This window comes from Ectothiorhodospira shaposhnikovii (genome assembly GCF_016584105.1).
Lineage (GTDB): Bacteria > Pseudomonadota > Gammaproteobacteria > Ectothiorhodospirales > Ectothiorhodospiraceae > Ectothiorhodospira > Ectothiorhodospira shaposhnikovii.
Genome location: NZ_NRSM01000015.1, coordinates 40526 through 63478 on the forward strand (window position 1 = coordinate 40526; position 22953 = coordinate 63478).

Consider the following 22953-nt stretch of genomic DNA (forward strand, 5'->3'; position numbering starts at 1 on the left):
TCCGGCTGCAATCCGGGCGTCTAGAACCACTTTCGGGGCACCATGGTCTTGCGTTCCCTTTCCCGCTCCTTCCGCATGAAGTCCTGAAAGACTTCTTCATCAAAAACCGTTCCCGCGATCACCTTGTCCTGACGCAGGGTGATGGCGATTTCCTTTGCCGGATCATAGTAAGTGGTCAGCGTCACCTTCAGGGTATCCTTGTCACGGTAACCGCTAGACAAGGGGAAGACCCTGATCTCCTGGTCAAGCCCCTCCGACTCGGTAGGCTCTCCCATGTGCATCACCCGCCCCACATAAACCTTTCGATCCTCCATATGGAGCATCAGCACATCACCATCCCGGTAAGACCGCAGGAATAGCTCGTCCATCGGGCTATCCCTCAGGATGCCGGACATCAACACCAGCTTGTACAGCTCCTGGGGAGAACGTGTTCCGGCCACACGCCGATACCGGTACCAGACAAGTGCCCGGGCCAGAGCAACCCAGGCAAAAGCCACGACCAGCGATCCCATGGCGACAATCATCAGGAACAGACCGTCATCCTGTCGAAAACCCAGCTTGGCCAGAGTCCGACTCAACATGCCCAGAAAGCGCTCGACGCCTTCCGAGCAAACCATGCAGCCGGTAGCGGATGACATCAGGAAGTCGAACAGGAGGATGCCGAGAAACGCAAAAAGGGTGCACAAGGCACCCAGGTATGCACTCTTCAGATACAGCAACTGACCATCAAAACGGTGCAGCCGAAAAAAATAGTAGGGATGATGCAGAAAAACGACGAAGCCGCTGACCAGAATGGACAGTACCAGCAGCAACCACATCCTTGTTTACTCGATCATTTCCTTCATTTTCAGGGAAAGGGCCCGAATCTTGTCGGAATCACGCGCATCCTCCACCGACATGGTGAGCGTGCCGCGCCCCACCACCTTCATGGAGGGCTTGTCGAATTTCCTGAGTTCTTCCCGCTCACTGTCGGTCAGTTCCAAGCCCATCTTTTGCAGCAATGTGGTCATGGGTTGACCTCCTCAGGGGTGTTACCTGTTACATGCAACATAGCAGCTAGATAACACAGAACACCGCAAACCACCAGATCAGGCCTCTCTCGCAGGGATATCATCTCAACCAGAAACGCCGCCCGCCCCGTCTTGCTCGGCGGAGGAAAACAGCCCCCAGGGCGCATCACTTCACCAGTGCACCAACTCCCTGTAGGCGTGCCAGGTGGCATGCCCCAGAATCGGCAGGATCACCATCAATCCCAGCATCAGGGTTGCAAACCCGAAGGCCGTCAGGGCCGCCAGCAGTCCGGCCCATATCGCCATGGCGGCAGGGTTTTGAAGGACCACCCGCACACTGGTCACCACACCGTCGATGATTTCGCCGCGCCGATCCGTGATCATGGGCAGGGTAACCGCGCCGGTCATGAACACCAGCACGGCTGCAAGGGCGCCGCTGGTCATGAAGATGCCCAGAAATCCCAGGCCTTCCACAGTGCTGAACAAGGATGACCAACTGGTCTGCAACCCCGCGGGCAGACGGTCAAAAAACAGTGCCAGCATCAGGGAAGTAAAACGAATCCAGGCGATCATGATCACCGAAAGAAATGCAATGTACAGACCGATGACAACCGGATTATCGCGCCAGGCCCGCCAGGTCTGCATGAAGGAAACCGACCGCCCCTGCTCCAGCAGACGGCTGCTTTCATAGATGCCCATGGCGGCAAGAGGACCCAACAGCAGGAACCCCGCCAGGAAGGTCAGCACCAGAAAGGGCTCGGCTCGCACCCCCCAGAGAATGGCATACCCCAGCAACACCACCATCAGCCCGTAGATCAGTCCGGGCACGGGGGCCTTCATGAAATCCCGGGCCCCCATGGATAGCCAGTGAAAAGGGCGATCACGGGAAACACGTTGCAGGATGGGTTCCGCACTTGCGGTGACGGAAGCGGAATTGAGCAATTTGTCCATGGTATCACCTCACTTCGGCGTAAGACGTCGGCAAGGACTCCCCCATGACGGAAAGGTATAGACCCGAACAGGCAACACTGCCTGTGACGGATTGCGCATTGTCAAACATTGGTCAGCCGGTGAGTTGCCGCGGAGAGATTGTGCCCGCCGGTACGCGTCAAGAAACTATCAGCAGGACACCAGCGAACCCCGTAGGGCCGCCACAGTGGCGGCCCCCGTGCCGAACATGCAGATCCGCAGCTCTTCCAGGGTGTCGGCAATGAAACGGTCCAGGGCGCCCTCCCCCTGACAGGCCTTCACCAGCATGGCTCTGGCCATGGCACCCATATCCGCCCCCAGGGCCAGGGCCTTGGCCAGCTCGATACCGTTGGTCAGGCCGCCGCAGGCAATCAGGGGCAGGGTCTGGGAAACCCGCCGCACGTTGAGGATGCTGTCACTGGTGGGAATCCCCCATTCACCGAAGCGCTCCCCCATCAGACGCTCCCGCGAGGAATCCGCGCAGAGTGATTCCACCCGCGCCCAGGATGTCCCGCCGGCCCCGGCACAGTCGATGCCGGATACGCCGCAGGCCAGCAATTGCCGGGCGGCCTGCTCGCTGATGCCAAAACCCACCTCCCGGGCGAACACCGGCACACCGGCCTCCTTGAGTGCTTCGCAAAGCCGGCTCAACCGGTCTGCGACACCGCGAAAATCCAGGTCTCCGCCTTGAACGGCTTCCTGGATGGGGTTGAGATGGATGAACAGGGCATCGGCGCGGATCATGTCCACCGCCCGCAGGGCCTCGTCCCTGCCCCAGCCCTTCACCAGCTGAGCCGCGCCCAGGTTGGCAAACAACATGGCGGTGGGGGCCTGACTGCGCAGCTCGAAATAGCGTGCCCGACTGCCATCCTCGATACCCACCCGCTGGCTCCCCACACCCATGGCCAGCCCCCAGCGTTCGGCCGCCCGGGCCAGACGGTGATTGATCACCAGGGCACGCCGGTCCCCACCGGTCATGGGGGCGATCATCAGCGGCGCGCACAGGGCACGCCCCGCCAAAGTGACGGACAGATCGATCTGCGACAGGGCGATTTCAGGCAGGGCCTGACTGACAAAATCAAAGCGCTCCAAACCCGTCGTCTTGCGGTAAAGCGCCCGCTCGCTCAGGCAAGCCTTGATATGCCGCCCCTTGGAGCGGGGGTCACGCAGGGAAACGGCATCAAGGGTCATGGCGTCCATGGTTCGCCGCATGCGTTGCCATAGATCCACCAGATGGGCCGCGAATCCCGCCAGCAGCCAGAAGGAGATCCAGTACCACTCCGCGCCCGTCAGCGCCGCCCGCAGGGCCAGCATGAGGGACACGCCGGCCAGCAGGAAGGGCCAGAACCTGGCAAAGGCCAGACCCCGGCCGGCAAGACGGTGCCAAAGGCCCAGCAGGGCCGCCTCCAGGACCATGGCCAGGATGATCAGATCAACGACCAGACCGGAGGCAAACCACTGGGCCATGGCTCGGCCCTCAGACCTTGGACAGACCCAGCAGATGGCCCATGTCCTTGAAGAAGATACGGATCTGGGCCAGGGGGCGGGTCCGCACCAGCTTCTTGTACATGTAGGACTGCCAGGTCAGATCCTGTACGTCCTTGTCGCGGCAGATGGCGACGAAGCGTTCGCGGCGCTTGTCGTTGATGTACCAGAAGCGCTGCATGATGCCCAGCACCCAGAATACCTGGCCGTGCAGCTTCATGAAGCGCTTGCGGGCCAGCTTCAGGTCCGCCGGCTTGCCGGAGGTGAGGAAGCTGTGTACGGCTTCCGCCGCCAGACGCCCGCCCAGCATGGCGTAGTAGATACCCTCGCCGGAGGCGGGAGCCACCACACCGGCGGCATCCCCGGCCAGCAGCACGTCACGGCCGTTGTCCCAGCATTTCATGGGGTACAGGGGGATGGGCGCACCCTCGCAACGCAGGGTCTCGCAATCTTCCATGCCGGCGGCCTTTCTCAGTTCCTCCACGGCACCCCGCAGGGAGAAACCGCGATGGGCGGAACCGACCCCCACGCTGACGGTGTCGCCGTGGGGGAAGACCCAGGCATAGAAGTCGGGGGACAGGGAACCGCGATAATAGACGTCGCAACGCTCGGGATCGTATTCCGCGTCCGGACGGGTGGGGCGACTGATGATCTCGTGGTAGGCGGCCACATGGGGAATCTTGTCGGCACCGGGTACTTCCTGGCGGGCCACGGAAGAGCGGGCACCATCGGCACCGATCACGGCCCGGGCGCGCACGCCCACCACTTCATCATCGGCATTCTTGTAACGCACCACGGCGGTGCCGTCGGCGTCACGGTCGATCTTCTCATAGGTGCCCACGCGACGCTCGGCACCCGCCTGCCCTGCCCGCTCACGCAACCAGGGATCAAAGGTCTTGCGGTCCACCATGCCCACGTAACCACCGTCGATGGGCATGTCCACCTTGCGGTCCGAGGGAGAGAACATGCGGGCGCAGCGAATCCTGGCCACCAGCACCTCTTCCGGCACGTCGAACTCGGTCATGAGGATGGGGGGAATGGCACCGCCGCAGGGCTTGATGCGCCCTTCCCGGTCCAGCAGCAGGACCTTGCGACCAGCCCTGGCCAGATCGGTGGCGGCCGTCGCCCCCGCTGGACCACCACCGATCACGACCACATCATAGGTTTCCATTTCAGCCATTTGATTCACCTTTGTCCGGCTCCGGGCTCACTACCGCACCACGGAAAAAAGTCATAAAAAAGGGGAGTCAGGCGAACGTATCGCTCGACTCCCCCCCGAAAGCTACCCTGGCAATGCGCTGATCACGACGCCATCAGATTCATGCTGCCCAGGGCGAAAGCCGTGATCATCATGCCGCTCACGTAGAGCGTGACACCGGTGGCGTTATACCAGGGGGCCAGGGCCTTGGGCTGCTTGAGCAGGCGCAGCATCAGTCCACCCTGAACGGCCAGCAGCACGGCGATGGCCAAGGCATGCCACAGGGCACCCCAGGAGAACAACAGCGCAATTACCACCACCTGGGGCAGGGCCATGACCCAGCAAGCCAGACGGGCGGCACGCTCCACACCCAGTTGCACCGGCAGGGAACCCAGGCCCATGCGGGTATCCCCTTCCACGGACTTGAAGTCGTTGAGGGTCATGATGCCGTGGGCACCGATGCTGTACAGCAGAGCCACCGCCACGATGCGCCAGTCGGGGAAGACCGCCGTCATCACCACGGCGCCGGTGAACCAGGGCACCCCTTCATAGCAGATGGCCACGGCGGAATTTCCGTACCAGCCATTGCGCTTGAGACGGGTGGGCGGGGCGCTGTAGGCCCAGGCCAGAATCATGCCGAAAAGGGCCGCCAGAAAGCCCCAGATACCGAGCACCGTGGCCACCAGCAGGGACAGGATGGTCCAGATGATGGCGATGTACAGCCCCCAGCGTCCGGGAATCCGCCCCGAAGGAATGGGGCGATTGGGCTCGTTGATCTTGTCCACATGGCGGTCGAACCAGTCATTGACCGCCTGGCTGGTGCCGCAGATCAAAGGACCTGCCAGGACCACGCCAACGATGATGAGCCACCATCGCTCCTGCAGAGCGACACCGGATGAAACGACGCCACAGGCAAAGGCCCACATAGGCGGGAACCAGGTGACGGGCTTGAGCAGTTCGAGGACTGCGCGGGGTGCTGGTATCGACATGGCGGGTAAATTATACGCGGCCCAGCGTATCGTCAAGCTTCATTTACACCGCCCGGAGATGCGATAAGTAATGAATCATGGACACAGGGATAAGGCTATAGCTTGTCTTCACCTTCCGGGGCCAGATCTCCCAGGCCATAACGCCTGAGTTTCACATAGAAACTCTGCCGGCTCAGCCCCAGCATCTCTGCGGCCGAAGCGCGGTTGTCATTGGTCAACTCCAGGGCGGCCTCAATGCACAGACGTTCGATCATGTCGGTACTTTCCCGCACCAGATCCTTGAGCGGCACGCGCCCGACCAACTCGGTGAGCTGTTCGACCGAGCGCGGGCCATCGCGCACGATCACGGACTGCCTGGGCATGCGCGCCCCCACACTGCGGATGGTGAAACCCAGACAGGGATTATCCACATCCAGCACCGCCACCGCGGAAATCTCCACTTCCGCGGAAGAACCGTATTCCCCCCGAAGCGCGGTACTCAGCAGACGCACGGAGCCGTGTTCACGCAGATTGCTGATCAGGACGCTCAGGTCTACGCCGGGGCGGCCCAGCCAACGCCCGAGGGACTGTCCCCGCACCTGATCTTCAGTGGGCATCTGGGTCAATTCGAGAAAGGCAAGGTTCGCGGTCAATATGCGCCCACTCAAATCGGTGACCACAAATCCATCAGGGGCCCGCTCCACCAGGTCAAGCACCCGGGAGTGGGTCCGCGGCCCCACCGACGACAGGACATCCAGCACCGGGCAACGTAACCGGATCAAAAAATGGGAAGCGTTGTCCTGGCGAAACAGGGAAGCAGCAACGATGAATTCCCGCTTGCCCTCCAGGGAACGGACCGTGACATCGTCTGCATGACCGGTGGCACGCACCGTGGCAAGCATGTCCTGTATGGACTGGGTATTTTCCAGGTCAAAACCTTCGGGGAATACCTTGCCGACCATTCTGCCGGTGGTTTCCCCCAGCAGTTCACAGGCGGCCGGATTGGCCTCAACCACCTTGTGAGTGGCGGCATCCATGATGAGGACGGCTTCGGAAGCCACCTGAAACAGCAGACGATAACGGGTCTCGGCATGACGCAGGCGCGAGTATTCACGCTCCATCATCTGCTGGGATTCCACCAGTCGGCGCTGCAGCGTCGCAATACTGCGCAGGTCCCTGCCCATGGCAACTACACGCCCATCATCCCCGACCCTGACAGCGGAATACATGACGGGCACATTCACGCCACGGCCGGAGGGATGATTGACCTGGCGCCATCGTGGATTACAGGAGGCTCCCGCATCCCGAAGCAGTGCCTCGATCTTGCCGCGGCTATCCAGGGTGACGGTATCGACCCAGGGCTTGCCCAGCCATTGCCCGTATCCTTCGGTGGAAAGTTCGTCGCTGCCAAAAGCCAGATCCTGGATGACGCCGGCATCATCCAGGACAAGGGAAACATCCGCCACCGCGGCAATCAACGCAGCCACCTGGTCGGGCTTCAGCTCCCCGAGCGACTGCTTTGGGGACTTGAACTGCTTCACGCGCTCCACACTTATCGGTATCAATCACTTGCGTCCAGATCACGTCAGATTTGCGAACTCATGCAAACCACTCGCCGGACCAGCATCTCTTCGGCACGTCGCACCGCGTCTTTGCCGTCCACCGCCGCCATGTCGGCACCTGCCACCGAAGCCAATCGTGGATTCTCCACAAACAGACGCCCTCCAACGAGTACGCCGATGGAAGGATTTCGGGAGACACGACGTATCCCCCTGATCGTGCTGGACAGCTTTTCGAGCAGGAGGTCGCAACTGACGGACAGTGCCACCACGTCAAACCATTCCCTATGCACCAGATGATTGAGCTCGGTTGCGGTGATCGCAGGATCACAGGTGACTTCCCAACCTGCCCGACGAAAGAATTCTGACACCATCAACAGGCCAAATGTATGGTGCTCTCCTGGAACGGGGGCCATCAGCACCCGTTTCTGACCAGGCGTCCCCTGGCCATGCTCCCCTGCAAAGAGGCCACCCAACTCCCTCAATACATGCTGAAGCCGGCAGAGCCCCACGGTAACTTCGGTAAAATCCGCCTGATCAATGTCCCACAGCTCGCCCAGGCGTTTTGCCGTAGGGGCCAGCAACCGCATGAATATGTCTTCCAGAGAGGCACCGCCCGCCCTCAGCATATCCACATAGGAGGACGCAGCAGCGGCATCATGCTCCATGACCAGTCGGGCAAACGCCTCCACCGACTGCGAGGTGATGGGCACCGGCTGCGCACCCATGGGCTCGGCACCCCCACCCCGGGGCACGGAACGCTCCACTCCGGCACCCCCGGGCCGACGACGGCCATCACCTTTTGCGCGGGTGCGGTGGACAAGCATCAGACGGGGGATGATCTCTCCCTCGATCACCCTGGACAGTTCGGTTCTCAGTCGCTCGGAGTCATGGTCCGGGGGTGTCCCCACCATCTCGCCTTCACGGCAAGATCGTCCTGCCCCATCCGCGCCCGGCCCGTATCCGCCCCGTATGCGCGCCTCTCCATCTCCACCAGCACCGCGGGTCGGAACCCGGTCATCACGACTGGCCGGACGTCTCGCAGTCACCATAAACTCCCCCCAGGACACCGAAAAGCCACCTTGGCGGTGACATCCGTAAGGCGCCAGGAAAACTGATGCCATTCTCCTGACAAATCGATCTTGGCAGTCTAGCAGGATGGGGACGTTTTTTGCCTACGAAAATCATGGTTGTCCATCCCGCAATTGTCAACCAATGCTTACGTCCACTTTAATTGACAAACCGGGGGCCCTTGTACAAACTCACGCCACCACGTTGAGTTGTCTGGAGAAAGGCGCAATGCAGCATGCTGGAGCCGGTGAGCGCAAGCCCCGCCCACTCTATACTCCCGAGGAACGGCGGCGTCGCGACGAGACGCCGTGGACACTGGTTCAGGGCATCCTGGCACCACTACAGTTCGTCGTCTTCATCATCAGCGCCTGGCTGGTCGTGCGCTATCTGATGACCGGCGAAGGGCTCTGGCTGGCCCATGCCTCCATCGTCCTCAAGACACTCATTCTTTATACCATCATGGTCACCGGCGCCATCTGGGAAAAGGTGGTGTTCGGTCATTACCTGTTCGCCAAGGCCTTCTTCTGGGAGGATGTGGTGAGCATGCTGGTAATCGCCCTGCACACGGCCTACATGGCGTCCCTGTTCTGGAACTTCCTGAACACCGAACAGCAGATGTACCTGGCCCTGGTGGCCTATGCCATCTATGTGATCAACGCCGCCCAGTTCCTGATCAAGCTGCGCGCCGCCCGTCTACAGGGCGCCGCTTCGGCGGAAGGATCGGACAAATGAACGGCGAGAAGCTGATGGACATCCCCGTCATCCGCGAGCGGGGGCAGAACTCCATGTTCTGCGGCCTCACCGGCATCATCTGGCTGCACCGCAAGATTCAGGATGCCTTTTTCCTCATCGTCGGCTCCCGGACCTGCGCCCATCTGATGCAGTCCGCGGCCGGCGTCATGATCTTCGCCGAGCCCCGGTTCGGCACCGCCATCATCGAGGAGCGGGATCTGGCCGGCCTGGCCGACGCCAACGAAGAACTGGATCGGGTGGTGGCCCGTCTGCTGGAACGTCGCCCCGACATCCGCATGCTTTTCCTGGTGGGCTCCTGCCCATCCGAAGTCATCAAGCTGGACCTTGAGAAGGCAGCCACCCGCCTGTCCCAGCAGCACATGCCGCAAGTACGCGTCCTGAGCTATTCCGGCAGCGGCCTGGAAACCTCCTTCACCCAGGGCGAGGATACCTGCCTGGCAGCCCTGGTCCCCGAACTGCCCTCCACACCGGCCGACAGCCCTCCCGACCTGCTGGTGGTGGGCACCCTCGCGGATGTGGTGGAAGATCAGTTCATGCGCATCTTCAAGGACATGGGCATCAACCGCGTGCAGTTTCTGCCGGCACGCAACTCCCGTGAGATGCCGGCCGTCGGATCCGGCACCCGCTACATTCTGGCCCAGCCATTCCTGGCGGAAACCGCACGCTGCCTGGAACAACGTGGCGCCACCCGTATCCCGGCCCCCTTCCCCCTTGGAGAGGAAGGCACCACCCGCTGGCTCAAGGCGGTGGCGGACAGCTTCGGCGTCGATGGCGACCTGTTCCACAAGGTGACGGCACCGGGTATCGAGCGCGCACGTCGCGGCATGGCCCGCATGCGCGAACAACTGGAAGGGAAACGCCTTTTCATGTTCCCCGATTCCCAGCTGGAGATCCCCCTCGCCCGCTTCCTGCACCGCGAGGCGGGTATGGAACTGCTGGAGATCGGCACGCCCCATCTTCACCGCCGACACATGGCTGAAGAACTGGAGCTGCTACCGGAGGGCATCACCCTGAGCGAGGGTCAGCACCTGGACAGGCAACTGGAACGTTGCCGGGCCGCACAGCCCGATGTGGCCGTCTGCGGCCTGGGACTGGCCAATCCACTGGAAGCCGAAGGGATCACTACCAAATGGTCCATCGAGCTGGTCTTCACCCCCATCCAGGGATATGACCAGGCGGCTGATCTTGCTGAACTTTTCGCCCGTCCGCTGCTGCGGAAGGCCAAACTGAGAGTCTGATGTCGTGCAACTGACGGTCTGGACCTATGAGGGCCCACCCCATGTGGGCGCCATGCGCGTGGCCACCGGGATGGAAGGCCTCCATTACGTGATTCATGCACCGCAGGGTGACACCTATGCGGATCTGCTGTTCACCATGATCGAGCGTCGCGACAAGCGTCCGCCGGTGACCTACACCACGTTCAAGGGGCGTGATCTGGGCCAGGACACGGCCGAGCTGTTCATGGACGCGGCCCGTGAGGCCTGTGACCGCTTCAAGCCCCAGGCAATGCTGGTCAGCTCATCCTGTACCGCGGAACTGATCCAGGATGATCCGGGCGGACTGGCCAAGGGTCTGGGCCTGCCCGTCCCCGCCATCCCGCTTGAACTGTCGTCCTACCAGCGCAAGGAAAACTGGGGCGCCTCGGAAGCCTTCTACCAGATCGTCCGTGGTCTGGCCGGCCCCCGCGCACCCGCCCCGGGCACCGAGCGCCCCTCTCGCCCCGAAGGGCAACGGCCCCGCTGCAATATCCTGGGCCCCACGGCCCTGGGGTTCCGGCACCGGGATGACGTTCAGGAAATCACCCGGTTGCTGAACAGCCTCGGGATTGATGTCCATGTGACCGCACCCATGGGTGCCACACCGATGGACATCACCCGCCTGGGCGAAGCCGACTTCAATGTGGTCCTCTATCCCGAGATTGCCGCCACCGCCGCCAAATGGCTGGAACGGATGTTCAGGCAACCCTTCACCAAGGTCGTGCCCATCGGGGTCGGCGCCACCCGCGAATTCATCGCCGAGGTGGCCGCCCTGGCCGGTGTCGACCCGGAACCAGCGCTACGGGACGGCGATTCCCGTCTACCCTGGTATTCACGGTCGGTGGACTCCAACTATCTCACCGGCAAGCGGGTGTTCATTTTCGGCGACGCCACCCACGCGGTTGCGGCGGCCCGGATCGCCACCGAGGAATTCGGCTTCACCGTGGTGGGGCTGGGCACCTATAGCCGGGAATTTGCCCGGGAGGTGCGAGAGGCGGCCAGGCAGTATGATATCGAGCCCCTGATCACCGATGATTATCTGGAAGTGGAAGCCCAGGTGGCGGAACTGCATCCGGAACTGGTCCTGGGTACCCAGATGGAACGGCACATTGCCAAACGCCTGGGCGTGGGTTGCGCCGTCATCTCCGCGCCGGTCCATGTACAGGACTTCCCTGCCCGCTATGCCCCACAGATGGGTTTTGGCGGTGCCAACGTCCTGTTCGACACCTGGGTTCACCCCCTGATGATGGGCCTGGAAGAACATCTGCTGGGCATGTTCCGGGAAGACTTCGAGTTCCACGCCGAGGCCGGCCCCTCGCACCTGGGCGCCAGCGCGCCGGCGGAAACCCGCGCCGTGGAACCGACCCTGTCGGCCGCGCCCGCCGCCGAGACCACGCCGGAAACGACACCCGAGGCAACACCCGACGATGGCGAGCCGGTCTGGTCGCCGGAGGCGGAAAAGGAGCTGCGCAAGATTCCCTTCTTCGTACGCGGCAAGGCACGACGCAACACCGAGCGCTTTGCCAAGGAACGGGGAATCAGCCGTATCGAGATCGACACCCTGTATGACGCCAAGGCGCACTTCGGCCGGTGAGCCATGCCGGTACGAATTTCATGCATGCCCTGTCCTGATCAGGATGAATGGCCTGCGGGGATGAGGACTTCCCCGCGGCCGACTATAATCAGGGGCCATGCAGCCCCATTTTGACTGACACGGATTTGCCCGATGCCCTCTTCCTCCTATCAGAAGCGACGCGGCCAGCTGGAAACCTACTTCGACCGGACCGCCGTCGATGCCTGGAAAAAGCTGACCTCCGACACGCCACTGGGCCGCATTCGTGCCACGGTGCGTGCCGGTCGTGAGCAAATGCGCAACACCCTGCTGGACTGGCTGCCTCAGGATCTCACGGGCAAGTGGGTCCTGGATGCCGGCTGCGGCACGGGCATGCTTTCGGTGGAGGCCGCCCGTCGCGGGGCCCACGTGATCGCCATCGACCTGTCCCAAAATCTGGTGGACATGGCCCGCGAGCGTGCCGAATCCGAAGACCTGGGCACCGGCGAGATCAAGTTCCATGTGGGCGACTACCTGGACCCCAAGCTGGGAGAATTCGACTACGTGGTGGCCATGGACTCCCTGATCCACTACCAGTCACAGGACATCGTCCAGGCCCTTTCGGTGCTGGCCGCCCGCACCCATGCGAGCCTGCTGTTCACCTTCGCCCCCCGCACCCCGGCCCTGGCCGTCATGCATGCGGTGGGCAAGGTCTTCCCCAAGAGCGACCGCTCCCCCGCCATCGAACCGGTGGCCGAAAAGACACTGCTGAAACTGGTCGCCGCCGAACCCGCCCTGGACGGCTGGAAACCCATGCGGACCCATCGCATCACCAAGGGGTTTTACACCTCCCAGGCACTGGAATTGAGCACAGGCAGGAATGATGTGACGTGAAGGCCGTCAGCCGACAGATCGCCAGGGCGCTGTCCCAGCTAGGGCCGCGCTTTCTGCCCTTTGCCGATGCAGCCACCCGGGATCTACCCCTGGGACGACTGTTGCGCCTGTCCCTGTTCCAGCTCTCGGTGGGCATGTCCATCGTCCTGCTGACAGGCACCCTCAACCGCGTCATGATCGTGGAACTGGGCCTGTCGGCGGCCCTGGTGGCCCTGATGGTCGCCCTGCCGGTCCTGTTTGCTCCCTTCCGCGTCCTCATCGGTCACCGTTCCGACACCCATCGTTCCGCCCTGGGCTGGCGCCGCGTGCCCTACATCTGGATCGGCACGCTGATGCAGTTCGGCGGTCTGGCATTCATGCCCTTTGCCCTGCTGCTCATGTCCACCGGCGGCGAGATGGGACCGGAATGGGCGGGGCCCGCGGCGGCCGCACTGGCCTTCTTCCTGACCGGCGCCGGCCTGCATACCACCCAGACCGCGGGACTGGCCCTGGCCACCGACCTGGCCCCGGAAGACAAGCGTCCCCGGGTGGTCGCGCTGCTCTATACCATGCTGCTGGTGGGCATGCTGATCAGCGCCCTCACCCTGGGTGCCCTGCTGATTGATTTCAGCGAAATGAAACTGATCCAGGTCATACAAGGCGCGGCTGTCGTGACTTTCCTTGTAAATTGTCTGGCATTATGGAAACAAGAGGCGCGTAACCCTGCACGCACCTCGAAGAACGCACCGCGGCAGCCTTTCAAGGAGGCTTGGCGCAATTACATGAGCCAGAGCCATGCGATGCGTTTTCTCGTGGTGGTGGGGCTGGGAACGGCCGGTTTCCAGATGCAGGACATATTATTGGAGCCTTACGGCGGAGAAATTCTGGGGTTGTCCGTCAGTGCCACGACGACACTGACGGCTTTACTTGCGGGCGGCACCCTGGCCTCCCTGGCCTTTGCGGCCTGGTGGCTCAGCCGCGGCGGGAACCCTTATCGGCTCTCGGCCCTGGGCGCGCTGATCGGCATTGGTGCGTTCACGGCGGTGATCCTTGCAGCACCCATGGATTCGGCGTTGCTGTTCCGTATCGGTGCCACTTGCATCGGTTTCGGTACAGGCTTTTTCGCCGTGGGCACATTGATTGCGGCCATGAGCCGGGAGAATGGTGGGCAAAGCGGTATCGCACTGGGTGCCTGGGGCGCCGTTCAGGCAACCGCCCTGGGCCTGGGAATCATCCTGGGGGGTGTGATCCGCGACATCGTCAACGCCATGACCAGCAGGGAACTGCTGGGTCCGTCCCTGACCGGTCCGGAAATTGGCTATGCGGTGGTCTACCATATTGAAATAGTGTTGTTGTTTGCCACACTCATCGCGATCGGACCGCTCGTGCGCAGCAAGGGCGTTTCCCGAGAGCAATCTTCATCGAGGTTCGGCATGGCCGACTTCCCCGGCTAGGCCACTCGAAACCTGGAGGAAATGCAATGCCAACCGGTGCCATTACTGAATATATGGATGTCGCGCAAGTCACGCTGTACGTCTTCTGGTTCTTCTTTGCAGGCCTAGTTTATTACCTCCACCGCGAAAACAAGCGGGAGGGGTATCCACTGGAGTCTGATCGTTCCCCCTACATCACGGTTCAGGGCTTCCCGCCCGCGCCTGGTCCCAAGCAGTTCCTGACTGCAGACGGCGGCGCCATCATCATTGCCAACGGCAACCCCGACACCCGTGAAGTACATGCCAAGCCCTGCAACCCGTTCCCCGGCTCGCCGCTGGAACCCACCGGCAATCCCATGATTGACGGCGTGGGTCCCGCCTCCTGGGCACAGCGTGCCGATGAGCCCGATGTCACCATGGACGGCGCACCCCGCATCGTCCCCATGCGCGCCACCAGCCACGGCTTCGGCGTGCCTTCCCGTGACCCCGACCCCCGCGGCATGCCCGTTTACGCCGCTGACGGCAAGGTGGCCGGTACCGTGCGTGACATCTGGGTTGACCGCTCCGAAGCCATGCCCCGTTACCTGGAAGTGGAAGTCAATTCCGAGATCGCCAACCGTACCGTACTGGTGCCGATGTTCCTCTCCAAGGTGGCCCGTGCCGCCAAGGCCAAGGCAGGTGCCAGCCTGGGTGAGCGCATGATCGACGGTCGTCCCTTCGAGGTACGCGTGGTGTCCGTGATGTCCCATCACTTCGCCGATGCCCCCTTGACCCGCAACGCCGAGTCCGTCACCCGCCTGGAAGAAGACCGCATCATGGCCTACTTCGGTGGTGGTCACTTCTACGCCGCCAAGGAACGCAGGGAAGCCTTCCTGTGAGTCACGACGACCACGCTCCTGAACCGATCCGTGGTCTGCCCGAGCTCCCCCCCGAGGGGGAGCACATACTGTGGCAAGGCGCCCCCCTGTGGGGCGCCCTCGCCCGGCGGGCCTTTCATGTCAGAAAGGTCATGGTCTATCTGGGTATTTTTCTTGCCGCCCGGGGCAGCTACAGCCTGATGCAAGGCGCCTCCATTCCCGGAGCCCTGGCTGACACCGCCCTGGTCTTTACCCTGTCCGTGACCGCGGTAGCCCTGCTCTACCTGCTGGCCTGGCTGATGGCACGCGCCACGGTCTACACCATCACGAATCGTCGCATCGTCATCCGCTTCGGGGTCGCCATCCAGTTGTCGGTGAACCTGCCCTACCAGGTGATCAGATCCGCGTCTCTCAAGGCCTACTCTGATGGCACGGGCGACATACCCTTGGTGCTTGAACCTCCGGAAAGGGTGTCATACCTCATCATGTGGCCCCATGTACGTCCGTGGCGACTCCTGACCCCTCAACCCATGATGCGTTGCATTCCTGATGCCAAGCGCGTTGCAGAACTGCTGGGCAAGGCAATCCATGGCGAATATGTGCCGGCCGACCCGAATGCCAGGCCTGAACTGACCGGCATGCTGTCCGGCTCGGTACGCAGAACCGATTCCAACCAGACCTCAAGTCAGACCGCATCATGAATGAACAACCGGCGAGACATCGTGCCAACACCACACTGATGCTCTCCGGGCTGGCGGCATTGGCCGTGGCCCTGAGCGCCGGGGTATATTACCTCGGCGCCAGTGCCACCTCTGCCAGGTTCGTGCCTGCCCAGGCGGACCCGGCGGAATCCGGAGACGCTCAGGCCACCGTCATGCAGACCCTGGATCTGCGTACCGAAGACCGCCCTGGTGGTTATCTGGCGATTCTTGACGGATCCAACGACCGGATCCTCCAGGTGCTGGGACCGGCCGAAGGCGGCTTCATGCGCCCCGTCCTGCGCATTATCATGCTGGATCGACGTACAGAAGAAGAAAAACGCTCCCCTTCGCTCCTGCGTCTGACGCGCTGGTCCAACGGCAGCCTGACCCTTGAAGACCCGGCTACCGGCTTGCGCTATGAGCTTAATGCGTTCGGCCCCACCAATGCCGGTGCGTTCGCAAGACTTCTGGATATCGCGAAGGACTCCTGAGTCCTGGCAATCCATTGCGCGCAAGGCCGCGAAACCGGGTAAACTGAATCCGTGACACAGTTCGGCCTGCCAATTCTCTACGTGGTCTTCCTCTGGTGGTTCAGCACCGGGGCCATCATCTATCTGGACGGACTCCCCCGGCACACCTATCGCTGGAGCATGCTCGGCGCCAGTGTGCTCGGTGCTGCAGCCCTGTACGGCCTGGCCGCCACCAGCCAGGATGTCTCCGTTGCCGGTGCCTATATCGCCTTTACCTGTGCCATCCTCATCTGGGGCTGGGTGGAAATGAGCTTTCTCATGGGGCTGATCACAGGGTCACGGCGCACCCGTTGTCCGGATAATGCCCGTGGCTGGCGGCGGTTCCTCTATGCCACCCAGGCCATCATCTACCACGAACTGGCACTGCTGATCAGCGTAGCCGCCATCCTGTGGGTGACCTGGGGAGGGGCTAATCAGATGGGCCTGTATACCTTCCTCATCCTCTGGGTCATGCGCACCAGCACCAAGCTGAACGTCTTCCTCGGTGTGCGTAATCTCAACGAGGAGTGGCTGCCGGATCATCTGCGCTACCTGGAAAGCTATTTCCGCAAGCGCCCCATGAATCTGCTGTTCCCGATATCTGTCACCGCATCCACGGTGGTTGCCGTCCTTCTGGTGCAAACGGCCATGAATCCGGAGGTTTCCGCCCACCAGGCCGTGATGGCAACGTTCCTGGCCATTCTGATGATCCTGGCGATCCTGGAACACTGGTTTCTGGTACTGCCCCTGCCCTCCCAGGCACTCTGGAACTGGGCGTTACGCTCCCGGCAGCCCGAGCCATGTTTTCGCCCCATCCGACCCAACATTCCGGTGGCCAATGACCCAGACAAGGAATCTCCAGGCACTGGTCTTGCCGCCGGTCCCAGTCGTTTTCGCTCCTGATTCCGTACCTCGCCCATGACCGCGCACGCACACACCCCTGGCACCATTGGTCCCAATTCCATCACCCGCATGGCGCAGGCATTGACCCGCCAGCAGGGAGAGGCCGTCACCACGCGGATTTTCGAAGCCGCCGGGCTGGCCCATTATCTGTCCGAGCCGCCCACCCAGATGGTGGACGAGAAAGGGGTCACCGCCCTGCATCGGGTGGTACGGGAAACCCTTGCCCCCGAAGAGGCGCGGTCGGTATCCCGCGAGGCAGGCCACCTGACCGCCGAGTACCTGCTGGCCAACCGCATCCCCAAACCGGTCCAGACAGTGCTCAGACTGCTGCCGGCAGGGCCGGCCAGCCGCATCCTGCTGGCCGCCATATCCCGCAACGCATGGACCTTCACCGGCAGCGGCCGCTTCCAGGTGAACCATGGCCGGACCCTTGAACTGAGTATTACCGGAGGCCCCATCTGCAAGGAAATCCAGGCCCATGAGCCGGTGTGTGATTACTATGCGGCGACTTTTGAACATCTTTTCCGCTCACTGGTCCACAAAAACACCGTCGTTCGGGAAACGGCCTGCGGTGCCTTGGGTGCACCCAGCTGTCTGTTTGACGTATGCTGGAACGTTTGATACTGCGGTCTCTGGATAATTCATGGCCTCCAAGATGCCACTGCTCGACGCCACCACCCTGCGCGAGCGAGCCAAGCAGATCCTGCGGGATCACAGTTTTGACAGCACCCTGTTCTCCCTGCAACGGGGGGAACTGGACGTCGAAACGCTCCTGGAAGAGCTGCATATCTATCACGCCGAACTGCGCATACAGCAGGAGGCGCTGCTTGAGAGCCAGGAAGTCACCGAACTGGCCCTGAGCCGGTTCAGCCGCCTGTATCAGGAGCTGCCACTGCCGGTGCTTCGCATCGACTGGGCCGGATTCCTGCAGGACGCCAATAGCGCCGCCCACCGAAGCCTGGCCCTTAACCGCAAGCTGTTTACCCAGATATCGGAAGCAAAGCATAGAAGCTTTCTGGAAAACGCCCTGGAGAGGGCGCGCCACGATGGGCGTGCAGACTGCCAGGCCGTGCGTCTCCGGCGAGCCGACGGACACCCCCTGATTGCCGATATCGCTCTCATTCGACTGCCGGAACCGGATGGCGCCAAACCGGGTTTCATCTGCAGCATCGTGGACCGGACCCTGCTCATCCAGCAGCGCGACGCCCTGCTGGAATCCTATGCCCGCCTGCAAGAGAGCGAGGACAACTACCGCATCCTGGCAACCTTCTCCCCCGACTGGGATTTCTGGATCGGGCAGGATGGGGAGTTTCGCTATATCTCACCGGCCTGCGCGCGCATCACCGGTTACAGTGCCGAGGAATTCATGGATGATCCCGATCTGCTGGAACGGATCATTCATCCCGATGACCTGCCATGCTACCAGGCACACAAGTCGGCTACGGAAAGGACCCTGAACACCCCGGTACTGTTCCGGATCCTGACCAAGGGGGGCGAGGTCCGCTGGGTCGAGCATATCTGCAATCCGGTGATGGACGCCCATGGCCAGTTCATGGGGCATCGGGGGATCAACCGGGACATTACCGACCGGCAAAAGGTGCAGACGTCCCTGGAGCATCAACTGAGCTTCCAGGCCATGCTGGCCAATATCTCATCCCTGTTCGTCAATACCCGGATCGAACACATGGGCCCTGCCATGACGCAGGCACTACAACAGATCGGACGATTTTTCCAGGCAGACCGCTGCCGCATCCTGGAATATACCCCGGATCGAAATGCCCTGGAGCTCACTCATCACTGGTCCGGCCTGGAAGAGGAATCCGCTGAAACCGACCCACCCCGTCAATGGCACGTCACGCAACTCCCCTGGACCACCCACCGGATGCGGAACCGTGAGGTATTGCTGCTGGAAAAGGGCCCTGGACAGCCCCCCGAATTTGCCCGGGAGCATCAGCTGCTGAGCCCTGACAACGCCCGCTCGGTTCGCCTGATACCCATGATCAGCGATGGTGAAATCCTGGGCATGCTGCTGCTGGAGAGTTTTGCGCAGCTGCCGGATCACCACTGGCAGGAACAACCCGACCAGATGCGGGTGGTCTCGGAAAGTCTGGTAAGCATGATCATGCGCTATCGCACCCAGCACGAACTCCAGGAAAGCGAGACGCGCTACCGTCACATCTGCGCCGTCACCAATGACATCGGTTACTCGTGCCGGAAGGACGATCAGGGTCACCTGCAGATTGACTGGATTACCGATTCCATCCAGACGGTCACTGGCTACAGTGTCGCCGACATCCGTAGCCGCGGCTGTTGGGGGTTTCTCGTCCAGGAAGAGGATCAGGATATCTTCAGGAAGGAAATCCTCAATCTCGGGCCCGGCCAGGCCTCCTGCTGCGAATTGCGCCTTCGCTGCAAGATGGGTCCTCCGCGTTGGGTCAGGGCAACCACGGAATGCATCCAACTGAAGGACGCCCCACACCAGACCCGGCTTTTCGGCGGCCTGGTGGACATTACCGATCAAAATCGCCAGCAGAGCCTGATTCAGCGGCTGGCGCTGGTGGTGGAGCAAAGTCCCAGCATCGTACTCATTTCTGACCGGCAGGCACGAATCGAGTACGCCAACACCCGCTTCAGCCAACTCACCGGCTTCAGCCGCGAGGAAGCCCAGGGACAATCCCTTTCCCTGATCCACGGCGACGACTCATCCATGAAATCCACGCTGGATGACATCCTGCGAGAGATGATGGCGGGGAAAATCTGGAACGGCGAGCTGTCCGTACGCAAGAAATCGGGGGAACATTTCTGGGAGCAGGCAACGTTCGCGCCGCTGAAAAATGCCCAGGGAGAGATCACCCATTTCGTCAAGATGTCCGAGGATCTCAGTGCCCGCAAGGCCCTGTCGGAACAACTCAGTTACCTGTCCCATTACGACCCCCTGACCGAACTGCCCAAGCGGGCTGTCATACGTGATCGCATCCAGCAGGCCATGGCCAAGGCACGCCAGAATGGGCACCATCTGGCGATCTTTTCCATTGACGTGGATGATCTCAAACGCGTCAACGACACGTTGGGACATGCGGCGGGTGATGAACTTCTGAGAATGCTTTCCAGCCGTCTTCAGGGCCTGCTCGAAGCGCAAGACAGCCTGGCGAGGATGGGAGGAGACCATTTTCTGTTACTCAAGGCGACCATGAAGCAAACCCAGGATGCGCTCCATCTTGCCGAGCGCATCAATCAGGTGATGGAACAACCCCTGACCATTCAGGATCAGTCGCTGGTCATCACCGCCAGCACCGGCATCGCCCTCTTCCCGGGTGATGCGGACAATGTGGACGAGCTGCTTCGCCGTAGCGACGCCGCCCTGCACCGCAGCAAGACTGACGGCGGAGGGCGTTTCTACTGTTTCTTCACCCCCAGCATGGACAAGCAGCTCAAACAACAATTCCAGATGGAACAGGCACTTCGCCGGGGCCTGGAACAAGACGAACTGCTGCTCCACTATCAGCCCCGCGTCGACATGACCACCGGGCAGATCCTGAGTCTTGAGGCATTGGTGCGCTGGAATCACCCGGAACTGGGGCTTCTGCCCCCCGGCCGTTTCATACCGGTCGCGGAAAGTAGCGGCCTCATTCTCAGCCTTGGCCCACAGGTATTGAGCAAGACCTGCGAACAGATTCAGCGCTGGCGCGAAGCCGGCATACCCACCGTGCCCGTCTCCATCAATCTGACCACCCAGGAACTCTATAAAAGAAGCCTGGTTTCCGACATCCTGGCGACCGTGGCCCGCTACGGCATTGAACCGGCAATGCTTGAGTTCGAGATCACCGAAAGCACCGCGATGCGTTCCATCGATGATGCCATTACCATCCTGTCCGAACTGAATGCGGCAGGATTTACCCTGTCACTGGACGATTTCGGTACGGGGTATGCCTCCATGAGCTACCTGGGCAATCTGCCGGTCCATGGCCTCAAGATCGATCAATCTTTCATCGCCAGCCTGGAACGTGATCCTTCACGACGCAGACAGGCCACGGCCATCGTCGATGCCATGATCGGGCTGGGGATCAACCTGGGCCTGCAGGTCGTGGCCGAAGGCGTGGAAACCACGGTGCAGAAGGATTTCCTGATCGGCCACCGCTGCACCTGCGGACAGGGCTTCCTGTTCAGTCATCCGCAACCGGCGGAAGTGATCGGCGCCCGGCTCAGGGACAGTACCCTGCTGCCCGTTGCCTCGCATCAGGTGCGACCATAGAGCATCATCATGTGGTGTAGACGCCCGACCAGCGTGTCGGGCACCTGATCCCAGGTGAAACGCCAGCGCCAGTTGCCTTCCTGGGTCCCGGGAACGTTCATGCGATGCCGTCCATCCAGTTCCAGCACATCCTGCATCGGCAGAACGGCCAGACGGGATACGGAAGCCAGCGCACTGCGAACCAGGGGCCACGGCATGGACTCATCCGGATACCCCAGATATTCCAGCACCCTCGACTGAAGTGCCTCGTTACAGGACGAGAACCAGCCCAACGTGGTGTCGTTATCATGGGTGCCGGTATACACCACGGAGTTTTCCCCGTGGTGATGGGGCAGATAGGGGTTGTCGGCCCCCCCTTCAAAGGCAAACTGCAGGATCTTCATCCCCGGCAGACCACTTTCATCCCTCAAGGCATCTACTTCCGGCGTAATGACGCCAAGATCCTCCGCCACCAGCGGCAGCGTGCCAAAGCGGTCCCGCAGGGTATCGAACAGTGCCTTGCCGGGGGCAGGCACCCAATGGCCGTTGATCGCGGTTTCCTCATGGGCCGGAATCGACCAATAGGCTTCAAACCCCCGGAAATGATCAATGCGTATCAGATCCACCATCTCAAGAGCTGCATTGATGCGCTCGATCCACCAGCGGAAACCATCGGCCTCCATGTTTTGCCAATGATAATGGGGGTTGCCCCAGCGCTGCCCCGTGGCGGAGAAGTAATCCGGGGGCACGCCCGCCACGCTGTTAGGCATCCCCTGGGGGCCCAGGTCAAACAGCTGCCGATGGGTCCACACATCGGCGCTGTCACTGGCCACGAAGATAGGCATGTCGCCAAAGAGCAGAATGCCCCGATGATTGGCATGCCGTTTCACGGCATGCAGTTGCACGTAGAACAGAAACTGCTCAAACCGATACTGTTCCAGGCCGTGTTCCAGTCGTTGGCCTGCTTTTTCCAGGGCACTGGCATGGCGGTCCCGCAAAGGAACCGGCCAGTCCCACCACGGTGACATTCCCTGCTCGGCCTTGAGCCCCAGATACAGCACATAATCCTCCAGCCAATGGGCATGGTGGGATTTGAACGCAGAAAACTCGGCACGCTCCTCACTGGATGCCCGCGCCTCAAATCCTGCCCTCGCCTGCCGCAGCACCGGGCTGTCAAAGGGATTATTCGGTGGTGGATCCGGCTGGTCGACCGTTTCGCACTCAAGCCAGCCTCGATGACGCAATTCATCCAGGCAGATCAGGCCGGTATGCCCCGCATGCACGGACATGCACTGATAGGGTGACCCGCCATCATGGGGCTGATTCAGGGGCAGAACCTGCCATACACTCACCCCGCTGGCTTCAAGAAATTCGATGAACCGATGCGCTTCTATCCCAAGGGCACCCTGCAAGCCATGCCCCGGCAGCGAGGTCGGATGCAGTAGAATTCCGGCACGGCGCCTGTCCAGAACTGACTGGGCTTTTGGAACGCGTTCGGACACAGTGCCTCCGTCCATTATGCGTGACTCAAACCGGTGACATGATCGGGCTCACACCGGAAAATCGGGAATCTTGAACCTTGAATGATAGCCTGACCTGACAGTCGGCCCGGACGAGGGTATCAG

Annotated in this window: 20 protein-coding genes; 11 read left to right on the plus strand and 9 right to left on the minus strand. The window is 61.6% G+C overall.

Going from position 1 to position 22953, the window contains the following annotated elements; translation table 11 throughout:
* Positions 1–20 precede the first annotated feature (20 nt).
* The 8 genes from CKO35_RS09985 to CKO35_RS10020 all read right to left on the minus strand — a co-directional run bounded on the left by CKO35_RS09985 (position 21) and on the right by CKO35_RS10020 (position 8103).
* Entirely contained in the window at positions 21–818 is a 798-nt protein-coding gene (locus tag CKO35_RS09985) for a hypothetical protein (RefSeq protein ID WP_200175432.1), read from the minus strand.
* A gap of 6 nt (positions 819–824) precedes the next feature.
* Positions 825–1010, minus strand: a complete 186-nt coding sequence (locus CKO35_RS09990; RefSeq protein WP_200175434.1) for a hypothetical protein — start codon at positions 1008–1010, stop codon at positions 825–827.
* 171 nt (positions 1011–1181) lie between these two features.
* Complete coding sequence (locus tag CKO35_RS09995) at positions 1182–1961, minus strand: DUF2189 domain-containing protein (protein ID WP_200175436.1); 780 nt, start codon at positions 1959–1961, stop codon at positions 1182–1184.
* A gap of 168 nt (positions 1962–2129) precedes the next feature.
* Entirely contained in the window at positions 2130–3446 is a 1317-nt protein-coding gene (fni, locus tag CKO35_RS10000; RefSeq protein ID WP_200175438.1) for a type 2 isopentenyl-diphosphate Delta-isomerase, read from the minus strand.
* Between the two features lie 10 nt (positions 3447–3456).
* Positions 3457–4644, minus strand: a complete 1188-nt coding sequence (locus tag CKO35_RS10005; protein WP_200175445.1) for a geranylgeranyl diphosphate reductase — start codon at positions 4642–4644, stop codon at positions 3457–3459.
* Between the two features lie 122 nt (positions 4645–4766).
* Positions 4767–5651 carry a chlorophyll synthase ChlG gene (gene chlG, locus CKO35_RS10010; protein WP_200175452.1) on the minus strand — a complete coding sequence of 295 codons (885 nt, stop codon included), beginning with the start codon at positions 5649–5651 and terminating at the stop codon, positions 4767–4769.
* 95 nt (positions 5652–5746) lie between these two features.
* Positions 5747–7171 (minus strand): transcriptional regulator PpsR, encoded by a 1425-nt coding sequence (gene ppsR / locus CKO35_RS10015; RefSeq protein WP_200175456.1) that lies wholly within the window; start codon positions 7169–7171, stop codon positions 5747–5749.
* Positions 7172–7215: 44 nt separating this feature from the next.
* Positions 7216–8103, minus strand: coding sequence for a cobalamin B12-binding domain-containing protein (locus CKO35_RS10020; RefSeq protein ID WP_200175458.1), 888 nt, complete (start codon positions 8101–8103; stop codon positions 7216–7218).
* A 385-nt stretch (positions 8104–8488) separates the two neighbouring features.
* Between CKO35_RS10020 and bchF the strand changes: the two genes are divergently transcribed.
* From bchF to CKO35_RS10075, 11 genes are all read left to right on the plus strand, one after another.
* Positions 8489–8992, plus strand: a complete 504-nt coding sequence (bchF, locus tag CKO35_RS10025; RefSeq protein WP_200175470.1) for a 2-vinyl bacteriochlorophyllide hydratase — start codon at positions 8489–8491, stop codon at positions 8990–8992.
* Positions 8989–10251: a ferredoxin:protochlorophyllide reductase (ATP-dependent) subunit N gene (locus CKO35_RS10030; protein ID WP_200175472.1), complete on the plus strand. Its 1263-nt coding sequence runs from the start codon at positions 8989–8991 to the stop codon at positions 10249–10251. Before bchF ends, CKO35_RS10030 begins: the two co-directional genes overlap by 4 nt.
* A gap of 4 nt (positions 10252–10255) precedes the next feature.
* Positions 10256–11863: a ferredoxin:protochlorophyllide reductase (ATP-dependent) subunit B gene (gene bchB / locus CKO35_RS10035; protein ID WP_200175474.1), complete on the plus strand. Its 1608-nt coding sequence runs from the start codon at positions 10256–10258 to the stop codon at positions 11861–11863.
* A 132-nt stretch (positions 11864–11995) separates the two neighbouring features.
* Positions 11996–12715: a magnesium protoporphyrin IX methyltransferase gene (bchM, locus tag CKO35_RS10040; RefSeq protein WP_200175476.1), complete on the plus strand. Its 720-nt coding sequence runs from the start codon at positions 11996–11998 to the stop codon at positions 12713–12715.
* Complete coding sequence (locus CKO35_RS10045; protein WP_200175478.1) at positions 12712–14148, plus strand: MFS transporter; 1437 nt, start codon at positions 12712–12714, stop codon at positions 14146–14148. The genes bchM and CKO35_RS10045 overlap by 4 nt, the downstream gene beginning before the upstream one ends.
* A gap of 26 nt (positions 14149–14174) precedes the next feature.
* Positions 14175–15005, plus strand: a complete 831-nt coding sequence (gene puhA / locus CKO35_RS10050; RefSeq protein ID WP_200175479.1) for a photosynthetic reaction center subunit H — start codon at positions 14175–14177, stop codon at positions 15003–15005.
* Entirely contained in the window at positions 15002–15685 is a 684-nt protein-coding gene (gene puhB / locus CKO35_RS10055) for a photosynthetic complex putative assembly protein PuhB (protein WP_200175481.1), read from the plus strand. Before puhA ends, puhB begins: the two co-directional genes overlap by 4 nt.
* The gene (gene puhC / locus CKO35_RS10060; protein WP_200175483.1) at positions 15682–16176 is read left to right on the plus strand and encodes a photosynthetic complex assembly protein PuhC; all 495 of its coding nucleotides are present in this window, start codon (positions 15682–15684) and stop codon (positions 16174–16176) included. The genes puhB and puhC overlap by 4 nt, the downstream gene beginning before the upstream one ends.
* 51 nt (positions 16177–16227) lie before the next feature.
* Positions 16228–17097, plus strand: coding sequence for a putative photosynthetic complex assembly protein PuhE (puhE, locus tag CKO35_RS10065; RefSeq protein WP_200175485.1), 870 nt, complete (start codon positions 16228–16230; stop codon positions 17095–17097).
* A gap of 15 nt (positions 17098–17112) precedes the next feature.
* Entirely contained in the window at positions 17113–17718 is a 606-nt protein-coding gene (gene bchJ / locus CKO35_RS10070; protein ID WP_200175492.1) for a bacteriochlorophyll 4-vinyl reductase, read from the plus strand.
* A gap of 22 nt (positions 17719–17740) precedes the next feature.
* A complete protein-coding gene (locus CKO35_RS10075) occupies positions 17741–21349 on the plus strand; it encodes an EAL domain-containing protein (protein WP_200175500.1) in 3609 nt (1202 codons plus the stop codon).
* On the opposite strand, the gene malQ is transcribed toward CKO35_RS10075, so the two are convergent.
* Positions 21334–22845: a 4-alpha-glucanotransferase gene (gene malQ / locus CKO35_RS10080; RefSeq protein WP_200175508.1), complete on the minus strand. Its 1512-nt coding sequence runs from the start codon at positions 22843–22845 to the stop codon at positions 21334–21336. The two genes, CKO35_RS10075 and malQ, sit on opposite strands and share 16 nt — an antisense overlap.
* Positions 22846–22953 lie beyond the last annotated feature (108 nt).

Coding starts and splice junctions, on each gene's coding strand:
- CKO35_RS09985 (WP_200175432.1), bottom strand. CDS start 818: ATGTGGTTGCTGCTGGTACTGTCCATTCTGGTCAGCGGCTTCGTCGTT.
- CKO35_RS09990 (WP_200175434.1), bottom strand. CDS start 1,010: ATGACCACATTGCTGCAAAAGATGGGCTTGGAACTGACCGACAGTGAG.
- CKO35_RS09995 (WP_200175436.1), bottom strand. CDS start 1,961: ATGGACAAATTGCTCAATTCCGCTTCCGTCACCGCAAGTGCGGAACCC.
- fni (WP_200175438.1), bottom strand. CDS start 3,446: ATGGCCCAGTGGTTTGCCTCCGGTCTGGTCGTTGATCTGATCATCCTG.
- CKO35_RS10005 (WP_200175445.1), bottom strand. CDS start 4,644: ATGGCTGAAATGGAAACCTATGATGTGGTCGTGATCGGTGGTGGTCCA.
- chlG (WP_200175452.1), bottom strand. CDS start 5,651: ATGTCGATACCAGCACCCCGCGCAGTCCTCGAACTGCTCAAGCCCGTC.
- CKO35_RS10020 (WP_200175458.1), bottom strand. CDS start 8,103: ATGGTGGGGACACCCCCGGACCATGACTCCGAGCGACTGAGAACCGAA.
- bchF (WP_200175470.1), top strand. CDS start 8,489: ATGCAGCATGCTGGAGCCGGTGAGCGCAAGCCCCGCCCACTCTATACT.
- CKO35_RS10030 (WP_200175472.1), top strand. CDS start 8,989: ATGAACGGCGAGAAGCTGATGGACATCCCCGTCATCCGCGAGCGGGGG.
- bchM (WP_200175476.1), top strand. CDS start 11,996: ATGCCCTCTTCCTCCTATCAGAAGCGACGCGGCCAGCTGGAAACCTAC.
- puhA (WP_200175479.1), top strand. CDS start 14,175: ATGCCAACCGGTGCCATTACTGAATATATGGATGTCGCGCAAGTCACG.
- puhC (WP_200175483.1), top strand. CDS start 15,682: ATGAATGAACAACCGGCGAGACATCGTGCCAACACCACACTGATGCTC.
- bchJ (WP_200175492.1), top strand. CDS start 17,113: ATGACCGCGCACGCACACACCCCTGGCACCATTGGTCCCAATTCCATC.
- CKO35_RS10075 (WP_200175500.1), top strand. CDS start 17,741: ATGGCCTCCAAGATGCCACTGCTCGACGCCACCACCCTGCGCGAGCGA.
- malQ (WP_200175508.1), bottom strand. CDS start 22,845: ATGGACGGAGGCACTGTGTCCGAACGCGTTCCAAAAGCCCAGTCAGTT.